This window comes from Streptomyces sp. NBC_01515, from assembly GCF_045040345.1.
GTDB lineage: Bacteria > Actinomycetota > Actinomycetes > Streptomycetales > Streptomycetaceae > Streptomyces.
Map to the genome: position 1 here is coordinate 10,984,335 of NZ_CP109416.1, position 20,297 is coordinate 11,004,631.

At 69.5% G+C, this 20,297-nt stretch carries 23 protein-coding genes and 1 pseudogene; 16 read left to right on the plus strand and 8 right to left on the minus strand.

What is annotated here, in order from left to right:
• Positions 1-126 precede the first annotated feature (126 nt).
• Positions 127-876 carry an SDR family oxidoreductase gene (locus OG407_RS48530; protein ID WP_405867778.1) on the minus strand — a complete coding sequence of 250 codons (750 nt, stop codon included), beginning with the start codon at positions 874-876 and terminating at the stop codon, positions 127-129.
• A gap of 745 nt (positions 877-1,621) precedes the next feature.
• Between OG407_RS48530 and OG407_RS48535 the strand changes: the two genes are divergently transcribed.
• Entirely contained in the window at positions 1,622-1,996 is a 375-nt protein-coding gene (locus OG407_RS48535) for a hypothetical protein (RefSeq protein ID WP_405867780.1), read from the plus strand.
• Positions 1,997-2,363: 367 nt separating this feature from the next.
• Positions 2,364-2,804, plus strand: a complete 441-nt coding sequence (locus OG407_RS48540; protein ID WP_405867782.1) for a hypothetical protein — start codon at positions 2,364-2,366, stop codon at positions 2,802-2,804.
• A 36-nt stretch (positions 2,805-2,840) separates the two neighbouring features.
• Here the strand turns inward: OG407_RS48540 and OG407_RS48545 are convergent, their stop codons facing one another.
• Positions 2,841-3,047 carry a hypothetical protein gene (locus tag OG407_RS48545; protein WP_405867784.1) on the minus strand — a complete coding sequence of 69 codons (207 nt, stop codon included), beginning with the start codon at positions 3,045-3,047 and terminating at the stop codon, positions 2,841-2,843.
• Between the two features lie 459 nt (positions 3,048-3,506).
• Here OG407_RS48545 and OG407_RS48550 point away from each other — a divergent pair, with 459 nt between their 5' ends.
• A complete protein-coding gene (locus OG407_RS48550) occupies positions 3,507-3,695 on the plus strand; it encodes a hypothetical protein (RefSeq protein WP_405867786.1) in 189 nt (62 codons plus the stop codon).
• Positions 3,696-3,712: 17 nt separating this feature from the next.
• On the opposite strand, the gene OG407_RS48555 is transcribed toward OG407_RS48550, so the two are convergent.
• Together OG407_RS48555 and OG407_RS48560 are read right to left on the minus strand one after the other, a co-directional pair.
• Positions 3,713-3,955, minus strand: coding sequence for an integrase core domain-containing protein (locus OG407_RS48555; protein ID WP_405867788.1), 243 nt, complete (start codon positions 3,953-3,955; stop codon positions 3,713-3,715).
• The gene (locus tag OG407_RS48560) at positions 3,952-4,554 is read right to left on the minus strand and encodes an IS3 family transposase (protein WP_405867790.1); all 603 of its coding nucleotides are present in this window, start codon (positions 4,552-4,554) and stop codon (positions 3,952-3,954) included. Before OG407_RS48560 ends, OG407_RS48555 begins: the two co-directional genes overlap by 4 nt.
• A 170-nt stretch (positions 4,555-4,724) precedes the next feature.
• Here OG407_RS48560 and OG407_RS48565 point away from each other — a divergent pair, with 170 nt between their 5' ends.
• A complete protein-coding gene (locus OG407_RS48565; protein ID WP_405867792.1) occupies positions 4,725-4,898 on the plus strand; it encodes an ISAzo13-like element transposase-related protein in 174 nt (57 codons plus the stop codon).
• A gap of 231 nt (positions 4,899-5,129) precedes the next feature.
• Here the strand turns inward: OG407_RS48565 and OG407_RS48570 are convergent, their stop codons facing one another.
• A complete protein-coding gene (locus tag OG407_RS48570) occupies positions 5,130-5,576 on the minus strand; it encodes an RICIN domain-containing protein (RefSeq protein WP_405867794.1) in 447 nt (148 codons plus the stop codon).
• 84 nt (positions 5,577-5,660) lie between these two features.
• Positions 5,661-6,428, minus strand: coding sequence for a peptidoglycan DD-metalloendopeptidase family protein (locus OG407_RS48575; RefSeq protein ID WP_405867796.1), 768 nt, complete (start codon positions 6,426-6,428; stop codon positions 5,661-5,663).
• Between the two features lie 162 nt (positions 6,429-6,590).
• Between OG407_RS48575 and OG407_RS48580 the strand changes: the two genes are divergently transcribed.
• Together OG407_RS48580 and OG407_RS48585 are read left to right on the plus strand one after the other, a co-directional pair.
• Complete coding sequence (locus tag OG407_RS48580) at positions 6,591-7,868, plus strand: SH3 domain-containing protein (RefSeq protein ID WP_405867798.1); 1,278 nt, start codon at positions 6,591-6,593, stop codon at positions 7,866-7,868.
• Between the two features lie 105 nt (positions 7,869-7,973).
• Positions 7,974-8,867 carry a M23 family metallopeptidase gene (locus OG407_RS48585; protein WP_405867800.1) on the plus strand — a complete coding sequence of 298 codons (894 nt, stop codon included), beginning with the start codon at positions 7,974-7,976 and terminating at the stop codon, positions 8,865-8,867.
• 43 nt (positions 8,868-8,910) lie between these two features.
• On the opposite strand, the gene OG407_RS48590 is transcribed toward OG407_RS48585, so the two are convergent.
• Positions 8,911-10,329, minus strand: coding sequence for a serine/threonine-protein kinase (locus OG407_RS48590; protein WP_405867802.1), 1,419 nt, complete (start codon positions 10,327-10,329; stop codon positions 8,911-8,913).
• Positions 10,326-11,111: a serine/threonine protein kinase gene (locus tag OG407_RS48595; protein WP_405867804.1), complete on the minus strand. Its 786-nt coding sequence runs from the start codon at positions 11,109-11,111 to the stop codon at positions 10,326-10,328. The genes OG407_RS48590 and OG407_RS48595 overlap by 4 nt, the downstream gene beginning before the upstream one ends.
• 1,201 nt (positions 11,112-12,312) lie before the next feature.
• Here OG407_RS48595 and OG407_RS48600 point away from each other — a divergent pair.
• The 10 genes and pseudogenes from OG407_RS48600 to OG407_RS48645 all read left to right on the plus strand — a co-directional run bounded on the left by OG407_RS48600 (position 12,313) and on the right by OG407_RS48645 (position 20,251).
• Positions 12,313-12,444 (plus strand): hypothetical protein, encoded by a 132-nt coding sequence (locus tag OG407_RS48600; RefSeq protein ID WP_405867806.1) that lies wholly within the window; start codon positions 12,313-12,315, stop codon positions 12,442-12,444.
• 504 nt (positions 12,445-12,948) lie between these two features.
• Entirely contained in the window at positions 12,949-13,224 is a 276-nt protein-coding gene (locus OG407_RS48605; RefSeq protein WP_405867808.1) for a hypothetical protein, read from the plus strand.
• An 88-nt stretch (positions 13,225-13,312) separates the two neighbouring features.
• Positions 13,313-14,002 (plus strand): restriction endonuclease, encoded by a 690-nt coding sequence (locus tag OG407_RS48610; RefSeq protein WP_405867810.1) that lies wholly within the window; start codon positions 13,313-13,315, stop codon positions 14,000-14,002.
• A 49-nt stretch (positions 14,003-14,051) separates the two neighbouring features.
• Positions 14,052-14,162, plus strand: a pseudogene (locus OG407_RS48615) (transposase); the annotation flags it as partial.
• Positions 14,163-14,179: 17 nt separating this feature from the next.
• Positions 14,180-14,347, plus strand: coding sequence for a hypothetical protein (locus OG407_RS48620; RefSeq protein ID WP_405869012.1), 168 nt, complete (start codon positions 14,180-14,182; stop codon positions 14,345-14,347).
• Positions 14,348-14,508: 161 nt separating this feature from the next.
• The gene (locus tag OG407_RS48625; protein ID WP_405867812.1) at positions 14,509-14,721 is read left to right on the plus strand and encodes an IS3 family transposase; all 213 of its coding nucleotides are present in this window, start codon (positions 14,509-14,511) and stop codon (positions 14,719-14,721) included.
• Positions 14,722-14,725: 4 nt separating this feature from the next.
• Positions 14,726-14,956, plus strand: a complete 231-nt coding sequence (locus tag OG407_RS48630; RefSeq protein WP_405867814.1) for a DDE-type integrase/transposase/recombinase — start codon at positions 14,726-14,728, stop codon at positions 14,954-14,956.
• A gap of 1,054 nt (positions 14,957-16,010) precedes the next feature.
• Positions 16,011-18,203: a ThiF family adenylyltransferase gene (locus OG407_RS48635; RefSeq protein ID WP_405867816.1), complete on the plus strand. Its 2,193-nt coding sequence runs from the start codon at positions 16,011-16,013 to the stop codon at positions 18,201-18,203.
• Positions 18,200-19,207 carry a 3-oxoacyl-ACP synthase III family protein gene (locus tag OG407_RS48640; RefSeq protein ID WP_405867818.1) on the plus strand — a complete coding sequence of 336 codons (1,008 nt, stop codon included), beginning with the start codon at positions 18,200-18,202 and terminating at the stop codon, positions 19,205-19,207. The genes OG407_RS48635 and OG407_RS48640 overlap by 4 nt, the downstream gene beginning before the upstream one ends.
• 441 nt (positions 19,208-19,648) lie before the next feature.
• Complete coding sequence (locus tag OG407_RS48645; RefSeq protein WP_405867820.1) at positions 19,649-20,251, plus strand: type I-E CRISPR-associated protein Cas5/CasD; 603 nt, start codon at positions 19,649-19,651, stop codon at positions 20,249-20,251.
• The last annotated feature ends 46 nt before the right edge of the window (positions 20,252-20,297 follow it).

A 20,297-nucleotide genomic window follows, 5' to 3' on the forward strand; every position in this document is an offset into this window, starting at 1 on the left:
CGCTTCCTTACCGTTCCGCGTCGTCGGTGAGGACCTTCCCGAGGCGATCCAGTTCGCGTTCGTCCATGACGTGGCCCCACAGTGCCCGCTCCCGTGCTGCTGCTCCGCGTCGGTCCCTATAGGTCGTCAGCTGCTGGTGATCATGGCGAGGACGTCGTCGTAGGAGCCGTTCGCCGTCGCGTCGCGGATGAACCTGGCGCGCTCGACGACAAGCTCCTTCGCGTCGGGCTTCTCGCGCAGCAGGTCGAGGGTCTCGCTGAGGAAGTCGTCCAACGGCATGGACTGGTCGCTGTCCTCCTGGCCCAGCAGGGTCGTGCGCACGCCCGGCGGGACCACCTCTATCACCTGGACGCCGGCGTCAGCACCGGCGAGTTGGCTGCGCAGGCTCTCGGAGAAGGAGTGCAGCGCGGCCTTGGTCGCGCTGTAGGTCGGGGTGCTCGCGTACGGTACGAACGCCAGCGCGGAGGTGACGTTCATGACGACCGCGTCGTCCTTGCCCACCAGCAGCGGCAGGAAGGCGTACGTCATCCGGATCGTGCCGAGCAGATTGGTCGCGACGTGATCCTCAGCGACCGGGAGTTCGGCCGGGTCGAGAAGGTTCTCCCGCAGCATGATGCCGGCGTTGTTGACCAGCACGTTCAGCTCGGGGTGGCTCGCCGCCACGGTCTCACGGGCCCGGGTAATCGAGTCGGGGTCCGCGACATCGAGGACGAGCCCGTCGATGCCCGGGTGCTCGGCCGTGATCTCGTCGAGGAGTTCCTTGCGCCGGCCGGCGACGACCACCTTGTTGCCGGCCTCGTGCAGACGCAGGGCCAGACCGAGGCCGATGCCCGAGGTGCCGCCGGTGATCAGGATCGTGTTTCCGGTCATCTTCATGAGGATCTTGCTCCTTCGGTACGGCGGGCCGGTGAGCGCCCGCAGCCTCGACCGTAGGAGCGCCCGCGCAGAGGCGGGAGAGGAAGGTTTATCCATGGATCGGCGGTCTCTGCCTGGCGGAGAGGTCCCACCCAGCGGATCCGGTGTCGCTTCGGCGTCGCGGCCTCAGAGGCCGGCCCTTGCCGCGCCCACGCCGGCTTCCCCTTCTGAATCAGGGAACTGAACGGTCCAACCATTCTGGGGCCCAAGCCCGTCGGACAACCCGCACAGACGCACATCCGCCGGGCCGTTCCTGGTCGGCGTCGGTGAAGAGTGCCTCCACGGTCGACCGCCGCATGTCAGCCCCGAAGGCGAAGCCTTTGGTGACGCCTTCGGCGGCACCACTGACGACAGCTGATACACGCTCGAATGCCCGGCGACCCCGGCGACCCCGGCGACCCGGGCGTCCGCGCAGACCCGGAGGTCGGTGCGGCTCGTTGACGATCACATGGTCCCACCATCCATGTGCGCCCTCATGTGGTGAAAGCCGGGCCGTCCGCGACGTGACAGCGCAACGTGCCGACGATGCTCGTTCTGGATATGGGAGCGGTGCCTGGCCAGAGACGATCCGCGAGGTGCGCCCCTTGCCCGGGTTCTACTCCGGCGCCGAGACCTGGTCCCCGGGTGAGCGCACAGCTGTGGAAGGACGCTCGAATGCGCCCTGTTCCGAGCTGAGCCCGTCCAACAGGAGGTCGCCGAGCAAGGCTTGACCCGACGGGTCGGCCAGCGGGCCGCTGCTCTGCACCTGACCGACGACGCTCGCACAGATGCTGAGGACCTGGTCCGCCGCGCCTACGCAGCGCGGTCCATCTACGCCCACGGGGCGTCACCGCCCGCCAAGGAGAAGGACCGGTTCCCCGAGAGCGACCTTCCGCGCCTGCATCAACTGACCTACCGGGTGCTACTGCGCTGGCTTGTGCTCTGGGCGCCAGATGAAAAGGACCAGACCCAACCGCACCAGCACCAACTACTGGACCGGTCTTTGATCTCCCGCCAGGCAGCCAGCAAGAAGATCGAGGGGCCGCTGCGCCGGTTCTACGCCGCTACGCCTTCCGCGGATCTGCCCGCCGACGCGTGCTGAGGTGAACCGCACGGGTTGGATGGGCTCCAGGGAAAGTACTGGGCTGGGTCGCAGTGATCGGATCACGCCCGTGGGATCTGCTGGCTGCAGTCGTTTCCCGACGAGTGCATCTGAGCGGTGAAGCCGGCCTTGCCCCTTGACCCGGATGCCGCTGCCCGCCCTGCTGCGCCGCCACGCTCACGGTGAAGGGCCGCCGGGCCCGTGTGGTCGGGCCGTCAGGCCGGTGGTGTCCCGGCCGGGGTGCCACCGTCGTGGAGCGGGCAGTCGAGAGATCTGGGTGTGGTGCCGGTGCCGGGGGTTGACAGGCCGCCCTGTTTCTCAAGCACCTGGTGTGCGGGGTGGTGGCCGGGCAGGCTAGTTTGCTCGGGTGAGTCTCCTTGATGATGTGGCCGAGCGTGACGGCTGGCGCTGCTGGGTGTGTGACGAACCGGTCGACCCCGGCGAGTCGGTGAACGACCCGCGGGGGCCCAGCGTCGACAGCAGGACCGCCGACCGCAAGGCCAAGGTCGCCGAGCGGCTCGCGCACCGTGGGTGCAACACCCGTAAGGGCGCGGTCAAGGTGGTCATCGCCTGGCCGGACCGCTTGTACGTGGTCGAACCCGCGCCGCTGATCACCGTTGCCGGGAGGCTGGAGCGCAAGGGGGGCCGCGAGATGGTGGGCCGTTGTCCGACCAGGCGGGACGCCCAAGAGGCGGCGGATTGGCTGGTGGATCGGTTCTCCCGACTGGTACCGGGGCTGCCGGTGACCGCCGATATCGAGGCGGGCGGTGGCCAGTTCCTCGTCATCCTGGCCACCGGCCGCCGCTGACCGCGGCGGCGGGACCGGAGCTCCGCTGGCTGGTGGCTAGCCGATCTTCTTCCAGGCCTTGCAGTCGGTGGTCTGGAACGCCTTGTCACCTGCTGCGATCTTGACGACGGCCGGGCCCTGGGCGTTGCCGTTGGCGATGATGGCGCTGCTCTCGCCGGTCGTGTCGCTCAAGCGTGCCCAGTAGCAGCCGTACGTGTTCTTGCCCTTGCTGCCGTAGGTGCCGGCCTGGATGTCTTTGCCCACCAGGAACGTTCCATCGCCGGGAATCCCTCCCTTGGGCGCGGCCTCCTGCTACGGCCCGGCACTAGCGCTGGGGGAAGTGGCACCCGCCTGTACGTCTACGCCCGTCGCGGTGGCGGTCACGGTCACCGTTGCGGAAGGAGAGTCCTTGGCCCCTTCAGACCCGACGATGTCGATCAGTACTCCCATCAGCCAGTCCGCCGAGGGCGACCGCGGTGTGAGTGATCCATCCGCGGAGGGATGAGGCACGGACGGCAGGGGACGGCGTGTGATTCGACGGCGGTCCCGGAGGCGGGCCTACGGGTCTGTTTCCGCTCATGTCCACAGAGTGCGCCTGCCTTCTGCGAGGTGCACGACGGCACTTCTTCGTCGCAGGCGACGGCAACGGCCACAGGCCCCGGCGCGCGGCTGGCGCCGCGAGCAGCCAGCTGCATGCTCGGGGCACCCATACCGTCCTGCTCCATGACCACCACCGACACGATCGCGGCCTTGACTCTGGCCATGGCGATCGTCGCTGCTGTTGCCGCTGTCGGATCCTGGAAGGCGGCGCCCGACTCCAACGATGCCGCAGCGACCCTGTCCCGGATCGAGCAGCAGCCCGCCTCGCCATCACCGAAACCCACGCCCCGGACTGACGGGGCTTTCCCCTGAGTCGTGGACACCGTTTGCTATGCGGCAACGGTGAGCGTAACCGTTGGCTGTTCGAAGGCGATCGGGCTGACCTCGCTGATCGCTGAATGCCTTCTCCTGGTGTTGTAGCGGCTGATCCAGCGGAAGACCGCGAGGCGAACCTCACGCACTCCTGGCCAGCGTTTCCTGCCTTGCAGGGTCTCCCGTTTCAGCGCCGCGTTGAAGCGCTTCGCAGCGGCGTCGTCCGCGCTTGTCCCGACCGCTCCGCGCGTACGGATCACGCGGAGTTCGTGGCATGCCTTCGCGAGTCCTTCGAGGCGTACTGGGCTCCGTTGCCGTTGTGGAAGACCGCCCCGGCCAGGTCGCCGCCGCGGGTGCGAGCTACGGCGGCGAGTGCGTCGGTGACCAGCTCGGTGCGCATGTGATCGGCGATCGCCCAGCCCGCCAGGCGCTTGCAGCAGAGGTTCAACACCGTGGCCAGGCAGAGGAATTGGCCGTCGCCCACGGGCGGGTCGGTGATGTCGCCGACGTCCTTGGTATTCGGTTCGCGCGCGGTGCCGTCGCGCTGCAGGAGGGCGGGGACCTGGGCCGCGTCCGGGGCGGGCACCGTGGTCGTGACCTTCGTGCGCAGGTGCACGCCGACGACGCCGGCCTCGCGCATTACGCGCTCGACGCGCTTGTGGTTGACCCGCCGTCCCTCGGCCCGCAGGTCGGCGGTGATGCGCGGGGAGCCGTAGGTGCCGTCCCATCCGGTGTGGATCTCGCGGATCTTCGCGGTCAGCTCGGCATCGGAGAGGGCCCGCCCGGTACGGGCGCCTGCGGCCCGCCACCGGTAGTAGCCGGAGCGGGGGACTGCCCCGACCCGGCACAGCCGCTCCACCCCGAAGGAGTTGGGGGATGGCGGGATCGCGGCCGTGGTCAGGCCGGCGGAGATCTCGGAGTCGACCGTCCCACGAGGGCGTGAGGAACTCGCAAGCGGAGCAGGGATGTTGAGGCGGGTGCGCAGCTGGCGGCGGGCGCAAGTCGACCGCCGAGTGTGACCCTGGTCCGGTGGCGGCTCTTGAGGTGTTGATCCGGCCGCGTGAGGTGGGTGATCCGGTGTCCCCGCTGCGCTGGACCACTGCCTCGTTGCGGGATCTGTCCCGGGAGTTGACCGATGCCGGCCATCCGGTCGGTGCCCCGGTGATCGGCGGCCTCCTACGTGCGATGGGCTCCAGCCTGTAGCGCATGGCCAAGACGCGGGTCGGCAGTCAGGTGCCTGACCTGGACGCCCGGTTCCGGCACATCAACACCGTCGCCGAACGCTTCCTGGCGCGGGGCCTGCCGGTGGTGAGCGGGGATGCGAAACAGTGTGCGTGTGCCGGATGCCGCGCTCCCACACCGGCGCGCTCCGGTGCCGCCGTCGGACAACGGTGGCACCGGAGCGCGTGGGGGATCGGGATGGGCGGGCAGGTGTCAGAACCAGCTCTGGTTCTGACCGGAGTTGCACGTCCAGGTGCGGAAGCCGGCGTTGCTGTCGTCGATGCAGCGGTTGGTCGCCTGGTTCCTGAGCTCGATGGTGTTGTCTCCCCACTTGTGCACGAGCCAGCTCTGGTTGGTGCTGGAGTCGCAGGACGCGGTCTTGAACCCCTGGTCGCTGTCGAACATGCAGCGGTTGGTGAAGGCGTTCTTCAACTGCACGGTGCCGTCGCCCCACTTGTGGACGATCCAGTTCTGCGGGGTGGAGCCGTTGCAGTCCCAGGTGCGGAAGCCGGCGTCGGTGTCGTCGATGCAACGGTTGGTCGCCTGGTTCTTGAACGTGTTCACGGCGTCGGCCGCCGAGGCTGTCGCGGCGGGCAGCAGTGCGATGGCGGCGGCGGTGACGCCGAGCGCCGCGACGCGGGTCAGGACGGAGACGGACATGGGTGTTCCCTTCGGTGGGGTGGTGGTGCCCCGCGGCAGAGCGCGGCGGGGGAGTCTGGTGTGGGCGGTCGGGCCGGGGAGCGGTCAGCCGCACTGGCGCGCGACGTTGCCCTTGTCGTCGCCCTTGAGGTAGATCGCGCTGACGTAGCCCACGCCCCCGGAGTTCAGGGGGAGTTCGATCCACTTGTCGTTGCTGTAGCCCTCGGCCGTGACGAGCTGGCCGGTCTTCCAGCAGTTCGCCGGGTAGTTCTCGTTGGGGTACACCTTGCTGACGGCGTCACAGCTGGTGGCCGCGCAGGAGCGGACGTTGGCCTCCGCCCAGGCGGTCACGGTGGCGCTCTGCCCACCGCCGCCGCCGGGCGTGCAGGGCAGGTTCACCCCGCGGTCGCGCAGATACGGCACCGGGTCGATGCCGCGCACCGTGGTGGACGTGCCGATCCTGACCCGCAAATGCAGGTGCGGCCCCGTCGCCTCGCCCTCGCTGCCCATCAGGGCGATGCGCTGACCTGCCTGGACATACTGGCCGACGACGACGTCCCGCTGGTACATGTGCCCGTACTCGGTCACCGTGCCGTCGTCGTGCAGGATGCGGATCCACTGCCCGTAACCGCTGGCGGGACCCGAGTTGATGACCTCGCCGGCGCCCACGGCGTAGATGGGCGTGCCCTGGGCGTTGGCGATGTCGACGCCGTCGTGGCTGTCGCTGTACCCCTGGGTGATGACCCCGGCGGTCGGGCACGAGGCGGCGAACGCGGCCGCGGTGGACGGTGCCGCGGCGGCGGGCAGGGCCGCCGTCAACGGCAGCAGGACGGCAGCGGCCGTGACGAGTCCGGCGTACGGGAACAGGCGCACGAGGCTTCCTCTCCGGTGAGTTCTGGTGGACGGCACGGAAGCTATCCGCGCCCCCGGGCCGGCGGCATCCGGAACGTTCCGGAATGACGGAACGGCGCGCGGGCCGATAGGGCTGTGGACCGACAACCGCACTGTTTTCACGACCAGTTGGAGAGATGCGACATGCGATCCACCACCAGGAGACTGATACGGGGCCTGTGCGCCCTGCTGGTTCTGGGCGGGCTGCCGCCGGTCGCCGCCGCTGCCGCCGACGGCCCCGGCCACGAACGCCCCGCCGCCCGGCCGACGACCGACTGGCGCATCGATCTCGCCGCCGCGTCGGCCGATCAGCACAACATCGGCCATCGCGGGAACGGCGCGCTGACCATCGCCGACCGCCGCGCCCGCACCACGTCCGCTCCCGGCAGGGCGTTCGCCGTGTACACCGCCCCGGCCCGCAGCCTCGGGCGGCAGGCCGACGCGCTTACCGTCCGCCCAAGGGCCCACGTGCCGGCGGGAACTCAGGTGGTGACCGAGGTGAGGGGAAGCGATCACCCCGGACGGTGGACGCAGTGGACCACCCCGGATCGCGCCGGTCGGCTACGGCTGGCTCAGGCCGTCTCCGTCGTCCAGGTGCGGCTGACCCTGCTCGGCAGCCGCACCGCCGGCCCCGTGGTCTCGGCCGTCTCCGTCCACGCCGACCTTGCGCAGCCTGCTCCCCGGGCACCCCGCGCGCTGACGGCGGCCTCGCCGACGTACCGGATCTTCGCCACCCGGGAGGGCCTGGCCGGGCAGACCACCGCCAACGGCCATGTCATCCAGCAGCGCGACCACTTCGTCGCGCTGCCGTCCCGGCGGATGCTCGCCTCCAACGGCGGCCAGGAGTACCAGGTGCGGTTGTGCTACCAGCGCACGGGACGCTGCGAGACGGCACCGGTGTGGGACGTCGGCCCCTGGAACACCCAGGACGACTACTGGAACCCCTCCGCGCAGCGGCAGATGTGGCGTGACCTGCCGCAGGGCACGCCCGAGGCGCAGGCGGCCTACCAGTCCGGCTACAACGGCGGCCTGGACGAGTTCGGGCGCGGGGTCGCCAATCCGGCCGGCATCGACGTGGCCGACGGCACCTTCTGGGACGGCCTGGGGATGACGGACAACGACTGGGTGGACGTGACCTTCCAGCCGTCCGGCGACACCGGCGGGCAGACGAGCGTCACGGCGTGGACGGAGGCCAACGTCCGCTCCTGCGCCTCCACCTCCTGCGGCGGGGTCAGCAAGGTGTACGCGAACCAGAGCTACCCGGCGAACTGCTGGAAGACCGGCCAGGTCGTCACGGCCGAGGGCTACACCAGCGACAAGTGGATCGAACTGCCCCTGAGCGCGGGCGGTGTCGGCTACGTCAGCGGCATCTACCTCAAGGGGGATGCGACCGGCGGTGTGACACGCCAGTGCGGAACCTGAGCCGTCCCGTGCCGGCAGCCACCCCGTAACGTGCCGGAGTCCCTTCCGAGCCGCGGTACGGCACCGTCGTTGCCTGCACACCGAGGCGAAGAGAGGGCGAGGACCATGAGGTTGAGGCCGAGGGGAAGAACGGGTTGGGCGGCGGCACTGTCGGCGCTGCTGATGACGGCGGGACTGTGCGCGAGCGCACCGGCCGCGTCGGCGGCGCCCACCGCCCGCCCCGACTTCCGGCTGCCGTTCCCCTGCGGGCAGACCTGGCAGCTGCAGACGTACCTGGGCCACGAGCCCGACGACAAGAAGCTCGACATGTACCACGTCGACGGCCCGACCCTGGGCGCCACCGTCACCGCGTCCGCCGCCGGGACGGTCACGGAGTTCTTCGAGCCCGGCGGCATCGAGATCAACCACGGTGGCGGCTGGTTCAGCGTCTACCTGCACATGGACCGCATCGACGTACACCTGGGCCAGCAGGTCGCGTCGGGGGAACCGGTCGGGCGGCTGGGGCTGGTCGGTACGGAGGAGGCGCATCTGCACTACGAGCAGCTGTACGACACGAACGGCGACAACGACGGCGAGACGGACGAGATGGTCCACCCGGTGCTCCAGGGCACCGAGTACCGGCTCACGCCCGACGGCCCCTTCCCCCGCGTCACCAGCACCAACGCCTGCGACGGCGGGGGAGAACAGCCGGCTCGGTACTGGGTGGACACCTTCGCCGACGCCACCGGCTATCCGGACGCCGACTGCGTGAACGGCGGCACACCGCGGTGCGCCGCTCAGGGCACGCTGCGCAAGGGCACCAACTACGTCCTGTGCAGGAAGTGGGGCGACGAGGTGCGGGTCGGCACGGCGTACAACCACTGGTGGCTGCTGACCGACCTCGACGAGGTCACGCCGGGCGGCCGGGGACGGGCGTACGTCTCCGCCTACTACCTCGACCGATGGGGCAACGACGAGGCGAAGGACAACGACGGCCGGGACATCCCCGCGTGCACCTGAACCGGCCGGCGGCGGAGGCACCGGCCGGCCGGATCGGGAGGGCTCACCGGCACGTGGGCAGGGCAGGCCGGTCCTTCGTGCGCACAGCGGGGAACCACGCGGTGGAGCCGGACGCGCCGGCCGGCAACCGGACGCGATACCACTGGGTGGAACGGTGACCGAACTCGTCGGTCACCGGCAGCCCTTGAGGCAACCGGCACTGCGCCGTGAGGACGTCTCCGTGCCACACGCGGGTGGCCACCACGTTGTCGACGGTGTACGGCGACAGGGGGTCGATCGCCAGACCGAGGCTGCACTGCTGATCGCGGTCGGCCGCATGGGCCCGGCAGGTCGGCTCCACGTTGTACACCGTGATGGGGGAGGGTCCGGCGGTCTCGGAGACGTTCTCGGCATGAACCGGGTCGTCCCGCGTCGCACCGTCGTCCGCGACGTACACCCATACGGCGGCCGTCGCCGCACACAAGGCGGTGGCCACCGCGGTGCCGAGGACGAGCCGTCGGCGGCGCTGACCGCCGCGCGCACGCGCCGCACCTGTGCCACCGGCCGCAGCGCCTTGACCTTGGGCCGATGCGCCGATGCGGGCCAGCAGGCCTCCCGCTGTGCAGGCGGCGCGTGCCTCATGAGTGGGGGCGAGGCAGTCGGTGGCCAGATCGCGCCAGAACCGCGGCACGGCGGGATCCAGCCGCAGCGACGCCCGTCCGCCGGCGTACTCCTGCGCCGCGGCTCCCCGCGCGGCCGGGGTCGCGCCGGGGAAGGGTGAGGTGCCGCCGGTGAACATCTGGTGGACCATGATGCCGAGCGCCCAGATGTCGGCGCTCGGCCGTGTCTGCACGCCGCGTTCGCCCAGCGGGGCCTTCCAGCGTTCGGGCGGTAGATAGTCGGGCGTGCCCAGGGGCGGGATCCACGCATGCGTGCCGTGGGTGCCGTCGAGTTCCGCGGCCAGCCCGAAATCCGACAGGCGAACCGATCCGTCCGCCATCAGGAGAACGTTGTCGGGCTTGAGATCGCCGTGCACCCAGCCCAGGCCGTGCAGATGGGCCAGGCCTTCGCAGATCTGCGTCAGGATCCGGTCGGCCTGACCCTCCGTCAACTCGCCTTCAGCGCCGATGAGTTGGCGCAGACTGTGCTCGGCGCGCTCCATCACCAACACGATCGCGCCGTCGAGTTCGGGATGGTCCGGTTCGTTCAGTACGAGTGAGTCGAGCACCCGGATCAGACGGGGATGCCGTGTCCGGCGCCCGAACTCGCTCTCGCGGTGGGCGGACTCCAGCAGCCCACGCGCCTGCCGAGGGGCGAGTCCGGACGTGGGCAGGAACTTCAACGCGACGAGGGTCGGCCCGTCCGTCTCGCGCACGCTCCGGCCCTCGTAGACCCACCCCCAGCCCCCGTCCGCGATCGGCTCCCCGACCTCCCAGTCGCCGACCCGATAGCCGGTCGGAACACGCTCGGCCTTCCCGCTCACCGGGCTGCCGCCTGCGCCTGTGTGCCGTGGCAGGCGGCCGCCGAACGTGACGGAAGCAGCCCCAGATGGGTCTCGCCGACCAGCCCGAACCGCAGGGCGATGCCGACCAGTGCCTCGCGCTTGCCGTTGCGGCGGGCGCCCCGGCCCGCGTCACGCTGCTCCGGCAGGACGATGCGGAGTTTCTCCTCGGCGAGGTAGTCGATGTGCGCACTCACCCCGCGGGCGGTCAGGCGCGCGCACTGCGGAAGCGGCCGCAGGCGTTCGACGATCTCGGGTGTGGTGGGAACAGCCAGTGCGGACTCGTCGCGCAGTCGCGGCTCGCACAGGGCGACCAGGACCAGGAAGTACGTGGCGGTCTCGTCCAGCGAGTAAGCGGTGAGGGTCTGGGTGCCGCGACGGCCGCCGGCGGGCCCATGAGGGTCCAGGTAGGCGTGGTCGGGGGCGAAGACCTGGAAGCTCACCACGTGGTCCCGCGTGGGCAGGACCACGCGCGCGAACTCGAAGGGAATGGGTGCCGCCAGGCGGCGCGGTGGCACCCGCAGGTACTCGCCCGCGCCCTCCGGGTTCTCCACCAGATAGCTTTGTGTGGCGCTGTGGTTGCTCAGCAGCCAGTGGTCCTCGCTCACCCGGATCTCCCCGGCCAACCGTGACACCGCCGGATCGTCCAGCCGCAACTCCACGGCGACCGTGTCCGAGCCGCGGCCGAAGCGGGCGACCTCGCCCGCGCCGAGCCGTAGCGTCTGCGGCGGGTCCTGTGGCAGATGGATCAGTACGCCGCTCATCGTCCCCCGATTCCGGCCGCGGCCAGCTTTCCCGCGCAGGCCGACTGCTTTTTGCCAACCCCCACTTCCCGGTCCCCATTCCGGGCAGTTCGTCTTTCAGATAAGGCAGGCACACAAGCGCTGGTCATTGCGCACACCCTCTTTACCCCGATTACTTCCATTTTTTCGCATGCAGGTCGAAGGAGCACACGAGCCCCATTGAATAACACCCCTGACGGAGTGCGGAGGTTGCCTGCGCGAGGACTTTTGCACAAAGGTCATCAAGTAAGCATCCGAGTAGTCGCCGACCGGTGATCTGCCCTGTATGCCCACCGGCGCTTGAACCCGGGGAGAGTGCTCGGCGCCGGTCGCGCACCGCGTTCGGGAAGGAGGCGTGTGGCTCGCGCGGCTGCTGCCAGAGTTGTCGGGTAGGTGCGAGTGCCGCGGCGCCTCCGGTCGAGAGGCGTCGGGGCAGGCGAATCCTGCTTCCAGCACGACGGTCGCGTCGGCCAGGAGCTCGCCGACCCCGCGTTCGCGCGTGAGGTGCGCCGGCTGTGCGACCGCATCAGGGCCGTCCTGTTCCTCGTCGAAGTGCGCACCGGGCTTCGCCTGGACCTCGGAGAGAGCTGGAGCCGCTGGGGGTGCGCCCGGACCTGAGAGGGTTCAGCAAGGCTCTTGGAACCTGCTGTGCCATCTCTGCCGCCACCGGTAGGGACCCTCTCCGCGACGCGGTTGGGTCCATCTTCGTCACCGGCTCCTTCTGGTTCCCGGCGGTGGCGATGGCGGCGTGGCTTGCCGCTGTCGCCCGGGAATCGGGCCGCTTGCCGACATCCATCGGGGAAGCGCGGGGGCCGGCTGCACGGACACGGCGCGCAGTGGAATGGTCAGTGAGGCAAGTCCCGGTTGGTCGACGACGTCGCCTGTCAACGGGTACGGCTAGCGGAGAACCGGCGCGACATTACGGGCGACGCCCGCCAGTGGGCCCTGCAGGCAGCTGAGGCGGAACAAAGCGTGCGTGAGGCCGGGCTCGTCCCTGAAGGGCGTTTCCGGGGGAGCGAGGCCCCTGGACTGTCCGGTGCAGACGGCGGACGTGCCGCCGGATCAGCCGCATCCGCTACGCGGACTTCATCGCCGGTGCCGGCGGCTGTCGAGCCTGCGCCGGGCACGCCGCCTGACCCGAGCTCTTGCCTTCGTGCTCTGAAGGAACCCCAAGGAGGGCCTTTTGAAGAGGATCTGGGTCTGGCTCCGCCGCCGCTCGCAGACGATGCTCTCCAGCGCCCTGCGCGGCGCCGCTAACGCCTCCCGGGCCGGCGTCGGCGGCCTGATGTTCTGGTGGATTCAGCACAAGCTGTAGCGGCCTGGTCCCGAGCAGGCCGTGCTGTCGACGGACGGCCACCCGTCGGGGATTAGCCACGTGGCGGCGGTTCTTGGGCCGCATGAGACAGACGGCCAGACGCCTGTCCGGAAAACGCGAGCCCCTCAGCTCTCCCTCTGTCACGAGGCTGAAGACCTTGCCCTCGAAGAAGTCGGTGCATCCCAGGTGGGTCTCCAGCTGGTACGAGTCCAGGAACGCCGTGCCCTCCTTCGAGCGCGGCTCGTACCCATCGTCCCGCAGGTTCCAGCCGCTGCCTGTACGGAAGGTGCAGACCGCGAACTCCCGTCGGGCGCAGCTGAGTTCAGCTGATTCGATACGCCGCGTCATAGAGAGTGCCTGGTCGCTGCTGTCCGCCAGCGGTGCGCTGGACTTGCTTGCGCCCGGATTGCATTGCTTCTGGCGGTCGACTCGTGACGGGTTGTCAGTGTCGGGTGATGTCCTTGTCCAGCAGGCAGGCGTGGTGATCGGGAGGGAGCAGCACGTATGCCGTGGGTCGAGGAGCATGAGCGCGGCGGCACGAAGGTGCGCCGGTACTTCCGGTGGGCGCCTGGAGCGCGGCGGGACTTGTCGGTCCTGGTTCTGCTGGGGATCGCGGTCGCGGGCTACGGCGGCACGACCAGTGCATCTGGCGGCGGAAGTTCGGGGCCGGTGCCCCGGCCGCGATCGACGGCCACCTACCCAGTGCACTTCGAGGGCTGGAACGACCCGAAGCCCGCGCCGCGGCCGACGGTCTCGTACCCGATCCGGTTCGACCGGTGAGCACGGCGGTCTCGGGGTGAGGACCTCTTGCCGGGGCCGAACAGGGTTTTCACACTGCGGTTCACGGGCGGGGAGAGCAGGGGGAGCGATGGCAGCACGACGACGGCGCCGACGCTTGAAGAAGCGGACGCGCAGGCAACTACAGGGCTGGGGTGCCGTGGCTGCGGTGGCCGCTGCGATCTGGGTGGCCGGGAACTGGGCGGCGGTGTGGCCCGTCCTTGTGACGGTGCTGGCCATGTCCGTGGCGGGCGGGGCCGGCTGGGGACTGTGGCGAGCCCACCGCCTTGCGGTCGGCCAGGACCAGCGGTGGCGCGTGCAGGAGGAGGCGAAGGCGCGGGAGCTGTCGATGACCGAGGTTGACGCATTGTCCTGGCAGGATTTCGAGCACTATGTCGCCGAGTTGTGCCGCCGGGACGGCTGCACGCAGGTTGTCGTCAGCGGCAAGAGCGGCGACTTGGGCGCCGACGTCGTCGGCTATCTCGCCGACGGCCGCAAACTGGTCGCTCAATGCAAGAAGTACGCGCCGCACCGCAGCGTTTCCTCGCAGGACATGCAGAAGTTCGTCGGCACCGCCCGCCTCGAACACGGCGCGGACGTCGCCCTGTTCGTCACCACCTGCCGCACGTTCACAAAGGCCGCGCTCGGCCTGGCGGTGCGTCAGGACATCGTGGCCATACATCGGGACCTGCTCGGATCGTGGGTCAAGGGGGCTCGTCTGGAGACGCTGATCCCGTTGAACGGGCGCGGAGACGGCACGAGACGGCGCTCGCCCGCCTGACCTTTCCCTCGTAGCGTTGAGGCCTTGACTGCAGAGGAAGTTGAGAGCCATGGCGGAGAAGCGACGGACGTGCGATGCCGAGTTCCGTGAAGGGGCTGTGCGGATCGTGACCGAGACGGGGAAGGCGATTGCTCAGGTCGCGGAGGACCTCGGGATCAGGGGGACCACCCTGGGCAGTTGGCTGGCGCGGGCGCGGAAGTCCGGCGGGACGGAACGCTCGCCGAGGTGGAGCGCGAGGAGCTCGCCCGGATGCGTCGGGAGAGCGTGGAGAAGTCCAGGCGGATCAAGGAACTTGAGATGGAGCGTGATGTCTTCAAGCGTGCCATGGCTTTTTGGGTGAAGTGACCGAGAAGGAACCGGAGGCGCTCGTCGCCTTCATCGGTAGCCAGAGGGCCGAGCACAACATCCCTTACCGTGTCGCCTGCTGAGTGCTCCAGGTGAGCGAGGCGTGGTTCTACAAGTGGCGCCGGTGTCCCGCTTCGCCGACGAAGCGCAAGGTCAGGCGCATGGAGCTGGGAGAGCGGGTCACGTACTTCTTCCGCCTCTCGGGCGACACCTACGGTTCGCCGAGGATCACTCTGGACCTGTGGGCACAGGGCTGGAAGGTATCGGTGAACATGGTCGCGGAGATCATGGCCGGCCTTGGGCTGCGAGGCCCGCAAGCCCCCGCGCCGGACGAAGTAACTGCCCCGGCAGGGCAAGCGGAAGGCATCTCCTGACCTGGTGCATCGACGTTTCGTCGTCGCGCGCGACGTGCTCTGGTACGGCGACATGACCGAGATGGAGACCGGCGAGGACAAGATCTACCTGGCCACGGTCATTGACGCGTTCTCGCGCCGCTGCCTCGGCTGCGCCATGGGCGCCCGCCACGACGTGGCCCTGGCCGGGGCATCGTTGCAGATGGCGGCCGCGACCCGGGGGCAGCGGGCTGGACGGCACGATCTTTCACAGTGACAGGAGCAGCGAGGGTGGATTCAACTGGTCGTCGCAACACTTTGATCTCGGAGGTGTGCGACGTGGCCACGGCGGACTGGAGTTTGAAGACCAGCGATGTTCCGGAGGGTCGGCGTCGGCAGTGGCGCGCTGATCAAGGTCGAGTACATCCACCGCCGCCGGTTCACGTCCCGTACCGCGGCCCGTCTGAACATTGCCACCTGGATCACCGGGTTCTACAACCCGGGCCGAAGGCACAGCGCGGCTGGCGGGCTGCCGCCGGAGGAGTTCGAACGGATCATCAGCCAGGAATACCGGGTGATCTGCGGCAGGCCCCTACATCAAGGGGCCTGCCGACGCCCCGCTGATGATGGGGGAGGAGGCCTACCTCGTTGGCTCATGACACCCGCGCTTGATGCTCGACGACGTGGAAGGCCGCAACGACGGCGACTGAGCGTAGTGGACCCGACAGGCGCAATGCGCAGGTGGGCGTAGAGATGTTCCGAGCGGCCCTGGTAGCGGTACCTGACCGTGGTGCCGGGTGGCACCGGGCTCACCCGGCCGGGTCCGATGGGCTGCGCTGGGCCCTCGACAGTCAGTTCTGCTTCATATCTGTCGAGGTGAAGGTGTCACAGCTCAGGGAGCCTGAAGACATCTGTCCGGTTGGCGACTTCGTGCACGCCGACTCCGATGTTCACCACGACGGGTGGTTCGCCGAGGTGGATCTCTCTCACGCACGGTGAAAAATGACCAGCAGTTGCCACGGCCCGTCTTCGTCACGCCGCAGCCGCCACCGCGAAGCGAAGACCACCGGCGTCGCGTCTTCATCCCGCGCTCAGCGACCCGCACCACCACAGGCAACGCTCCACTCCACCATCGTGATCGTGTCGTCACCACGCTGTGAGCCCAGCACCGTCCGGCTTCGGAAAGCCAAGATCGATGTCTGTCATTGCGGCGCGCAACCGATCAAGGGGGCGCTCGTTGTGATCTCGGCGGCGCTGGATGCGACCTGCCGGAACACTGCCGGGCGATGTGCGTGAGCCGAAGAGGGTTGCTGGTCATGAAGAGCGTTCCGATGACTGAGGGCGTGCCGTGGCACGTGTCCGCGTTCCGTCTCGGGGGAGCGGAGTCGGCTGAGGCGGAGCTGGTCGGCGGGGTTCGGGAGCTGAGGGCGAGGATCCTGTTCGACCGGGGCCGTCGCCCCGACTTCCGGACGTCCGGCGGCGGGTACGCCGATGATCAGGACCTGGACTTCGGTGCCTGGCACTTCATCGGGCGGCGGGAGGCGGGCGGCCCGCCGCTGGGGTATGTGAGGTTGTCGACGCCCGAGACGGGCGAGTTGTTCCAGACCCGGGCCTATCTGGGTGCGGAGCGCTTCGAGGAGTGCCTGCGGGAGCACGGCCTCGGCACGGCGGAAACGTTTGAGCACAGCCGTCTGGTGGTGGAGCACCAGGCGCGCAAGCTGGGTCTGGGGATCCATCTGAACGCCTTCGCCATCGCGGCCGCGCGCTGTCTGGGCGCCAAGGCGATGATCGGGACTTCGGGTACTGCCGACGGGCAGGACCGGTTCCACGAGCGGTTCGGCTTCCGTCCCGTGGCGGGCACGCGCCGGTTCGTCGAGCGGTACACCGAGGACGTGGTGATCATGCTGTATCGATCCGCCCTGCCCGCAGGCGAGTTCGCCGGGCTGGTCGAGCACCTGGAGGATGCCTTCCCGGCTGCCGTCGTCTCCGCGGAGCAGGCCGGACTCGACCGTGGCCTCGGGGCGGACCGGCCGCAGCGGGAGGGGGCCCGTCCTCCTGCCGTTGCGCTCAGGGCCGCAGCAAGGCGCGGTGACGCCGCTTCCCGTGAGGGCTGGCGGCCCGTGCTCCTCGACCTGGCGCGCGAGCAGGACCGGCTCGGTGTGCAGGACCTGCTCGATTCGGGTGAGGTGCGCGAGGTCATGGACACCATCGAGGACCAGCTGAAAGAACTGGTCACCAGTCGTGAGCCCCGGCTGCGTTCCTCGCCGGAGGCAGTGGAGCGGGCCGTGGCCGAGCAGCTGGACGGGGCCGGCCGGGACGAGTACGGAACATGGGCCTGGTACCCGTGGTCGGGACGGCTGGTGCATCTGCTGCCGCGCGAGGAGTTCCGGCTGGTGCGCACCGATCGCAACCGTGGGCGGATCGACCGCGCCCAGCAGCTCCGGCTGCTGGGGCGCCGGGTGGGCATCATCGGCCTCTCGGTCGGCAGCAGTGCTGCCCTGACCTTCGCGATGGAGGGCATCGGAGGATCGTTCAAGCTCGCCGACTTCGATTCCCTCAGCGTCTCCAACCTGAACCGGCTGCGGGCCGGCGTGCATCATCTCGGCCTGAACAAGTGTGTGCTCGCGGCCCGTCAGATGCTGGAACTCGACCCCTGGCTGGACATCGAGATCTACCAGGGCGGTCTGACGGACGACACGATGGAAGAGTTCTTCTCCGGTGGTGCGGGTCCCATCGACCTCCTCGTCGAGGAGTGCGACACCCCGTATGTGAAGCTCGCCGCCCGTGAGCGGGCCCGGGCGCTCGGCGTCCCCGTCGTGATGGACGCGAACGACCGGGGCTTGCTCGACGTCGAGCGGTTCGACCTCGAACCCGACCGGCCCCTCCTGCACGGCCTGCTCGGCGAGACCACCTCCGCCGACCTGGCAGACCTCACCCACCAGGAGATGGTCGACGTCATCCTCACCATGGTCGACCGGGAACGCATCAGCCCGGAACTGACCGCTTCCATCACCCAGATCGGCACCACGCTCAGCAGCTGGCCGCAGCTCGCCTCGGGCGTCGCGCTCGGCGGGGCACTGACCGCCGAGGCCGGCCGCCGCATCCTGCTGGGCCAGCCCCGCCCGTCCGGACGCTTCTACACCGACCTGGAAGTCCTCACCGCCGCGGACCGGAACACGCTCGCCCCACCCGACTCCGGGCAACCACTGACCCTCGTCGCGGAGGCAATGTCCTCCCGGCCCCAAGCAAGGAACTCCCACATGACCACAGTCACTGACATTCTGACCCGGATGACCGCCCTCGTCGCAGCCGTCGCCGAGCTCCCGGCCGACGAGCTCGCGCCGCAGAGCCGACTCGTCGAGGACCTCGACCTGGACTCGCTCCAGGTCGTGGAGATCGCGGTGCGGGCCGAGGAACTGTTCCAGACACCCGTCGACGACTCGCTGCTCGCCGGGCCGGAGACCACCGTAGCGGGGTGCGCTGCTGTGGTGGAGGAGTCGATGGCCCAGGCGGTCCGCCCATGAGCGGCCAGGCATCGGCGCCTGCCGCGTGGGGCATTCACGGGCTGGGCGTGCACATCCCGGACCGCTGCGTCCCCAACGCGGAGATCGCCGAGCAGTACGGGGTGGAGCCCGCATGGATCGAGCGCATGACCGGCATCACCCAGCGCCGCTGTGCGGAGCCGGCTCAGGCCACGTCCGACCTCGCGCTGGCAGCCGCCGAGCAGGCGCTCGCGGATGCTCAGCTGTCTGCCCGGGACATCGACGTCATCCTGCTGGCCACGAGTACACCCGACCAGCTCGCGGTCGCCACGGCCTGCCGGGTGCAGCACCGGCTCGGCGCGGACCGGGCCTGGGCCACCGATATCGGCGGAGCGTGCGCCGGATTCCTCTACGCCCTGAAGCTGGCCCGCGACGTCCTGGCGGCGTCCTGCCCCGGGGGCCGGGCGCTGGTCATCGGGGCTGAGATGTTCTCCAAGTTCCAGAACCCCGGCGACCGCTCCACCGGGGTGCTGTTCGCCGACGGCGCGGGCGCGGTCGTCGTGGGTCCCACACCTGCGGGGGAGGGAATCCTGTGCAGCGCGCAGGGATCGGATGGCGGACTGGCCGACATCGTCGGGATCCGCGCCGGAGGCAGCGCCCGTCCGGCCAGTGAGCTCACCGTCGCCGAAGGCGGGCACTACCTGCACATGAACGGGAAAGCCGTCGCGGCCTACTTCCACGAGGTCTTCCCGCAGATCATCGAGAGGCTCACCCGGCTGTCCGGCCTGAACCTGGACCAGATCGACCTGGTCATCCCGCATCAGGCCAACGCGCGCATGCTGCGCACCCTGGGCGCCGAACTAGGCATCTCCATGTCCCAACTCGTGGTCACCGCCGACACGTTCGGCAACACCGGGGCGGCTTCGATCCCCATGGCCATGCACGCGGCACGGTCCCAGGGAAGGCTCAAGCCGCAGAGCACCGTCCTGCACGCCGCCGTCGGCGCGGGGATGAGCTGGGCGGGTTCTGTACAACGCTGGCTGTGACCCCACACCGCCGGCGAGCAGGATCCCCAGCGTCCGGCGCCGTGACCAGGGGCGTCCGCCAGCCAGTTCGCCGGCGCACCGTACGCCCGGCCCACAGCTGTGGCACGGCGGAGAGCTCTGACCCGCTGCTTTCCCCCCCGTAGCGGCGGGCCAGAGCCGCGCTCAGCGGGCTCTGCGTTCTTGATCGGGTTGATCGAGCCATTCGAGGGTTGGAACAGGGCGTCGAACTCGTTGTCATTAAGGAGCTGTTGGGCCATGCCCACATCGGCGTGACCGCGACTGTGTACGCCAACGTCCGACTCTGCCTCCAACGCGACGCCATCGACCTCCTTGGTCGCGCCCTCCGCGACCCCAACCAGTCCGCCACCCGACCCGACGACGGCGACGAACCATCGCTTTGCGCAACACCCGTCCACTGACGTTGCCGTCAACTACCCGGGATTGCCCGGCATCCCCAGTCATCACGACCTGGTCTTCACCTTGCGCATCGACCTGCCCGGCACCCGCCACCGCGACCTCCAGACCGCAGGCGGCGGACACCCCCGCGGCACGGGCCTGCGCGCCGCCGTCGGCGAATACCGCAGCCAGAACACATCGACGCTCGTCACCTACCGCGACTACCTCGCCGGAGCAGTCTTCACCGTGGCGGTGCAAGGCCCCCCGCCGCTGCTGCAAAACATCGCCGACACCCTGGCCGAGCCGCACTTCTCTTCCTACCTCGGCAAACGCAACTGCCTGCCCGACGAACCCCTGATCATCCACACCGATATGCCAGACCCGGTGGCCGTGCTGCACACCGCGGTACCGCTGAGCCTTCCGCGTCCACCTGCTCCAGGTGCCACCCACGTCCCGGTCACCTTTGTCCATGAACACCCACCGGCACCCGGCGACGCCCAGTGCGGAGGGTGCGACCGTCACTCAACTCGCCTGGCCTGCGGTGTGTTCGCCCCACACTTTCGACGGGGCGGGGCGGACCTCATGAGGTTTCTTCCGCATCACGGCTGTACGGCGTTGGCGCGACGGCAAGTTGTTACCGGGGCGTAGCGGAGGGACATCTGTCCCCTCTAGGCTCTGCGCGACCACCGAGCAC

What these genes read in the sequence shown, in the direction of transcription:
- OG407_RS48530 (WP_405867778.1), bottom strand. Translation starts at nt 876, where the DNA reads ATGAAGATGACCGGAAACACGATCCTGATCACCGGCGGCACCTCGGGC.
- OG407_RS48550 (WP_405867786.1), top strand. Translation starts at nt 3,507, where the DNA reads ATGACCACCACCGACACGATCGCGGCCTTGACTCTGGCCATGGCGATC.
- OG407_RS48570 (WP_405867794.1), bottom strand. Translation starts at nt 5,576, where the DNA reads ATGTCCGTCTCCGTCCTGACCCGCGTCGCGGCGCTCGGCGTCACCGCC.
- OG407_RS48580 (WP_405867798.1), top strand. Translation starts at nt 6,591, where the DNA reads ATGCGATCCACCACCAGGAGACTGATACGGGGCCTGTGCGCCCTGCTG.
- OG407_RS48585 (WP_405867800.1), top strand. Translation starts at nt 7,974, where the DNA reads ATGAGGTTGAGGCCGAGGGGAAGAACGGGTTGGGCGGCGGCACTGTCG.
- OG407_RS48595 (WP_405867804.1), bottom strand. Translation starts at nt 11,111, where the DNA reads ATGAGCGGCGTACTGATCCATCTGCCACAGGACCCGCCGCAGACGCTA.
- OG407_RS48605 (WP_405867808.1), top strand. Translation starts at nt 12,949, where the DNA reads ATGCCGTGGGTCGAGGAGCATGAGCGCGGCGGCACGAAGGTGCGCCGG.
- OG407_RS48610 (WP_405867810.1), top strand. Translation starts at nt 13,313, where the DNA reads ATGGCAGCACGACGACGGCGCCGACGCTTGAAGAAGCGGACGCGCAGG.
- OG407_RS48625 (WP_405867812.1), top strand. Translation starts at nt 14,509, where the DNA reads ATGGAGCTGGGAGAGCGGGTCACGTACTTCTTCCGCCTCTCGGGCGAC.
- OG407_RS48635 (WP_405867816.1), top strand. Translation starts at nt 16,011, where the DNA reads ATGACTGAGGGCGTGCCGTGGCACGTGTCCGCGTTCCGTCTCGGGGGA.
- OG407_RS48640 (WP_405867818.1), top strand. Translation starts at nt 18,200, where the DNA reads ATGAGCGGCCAGGCATCGGCGCCTGCCGCGTGGGGCATTCACGGGCTG.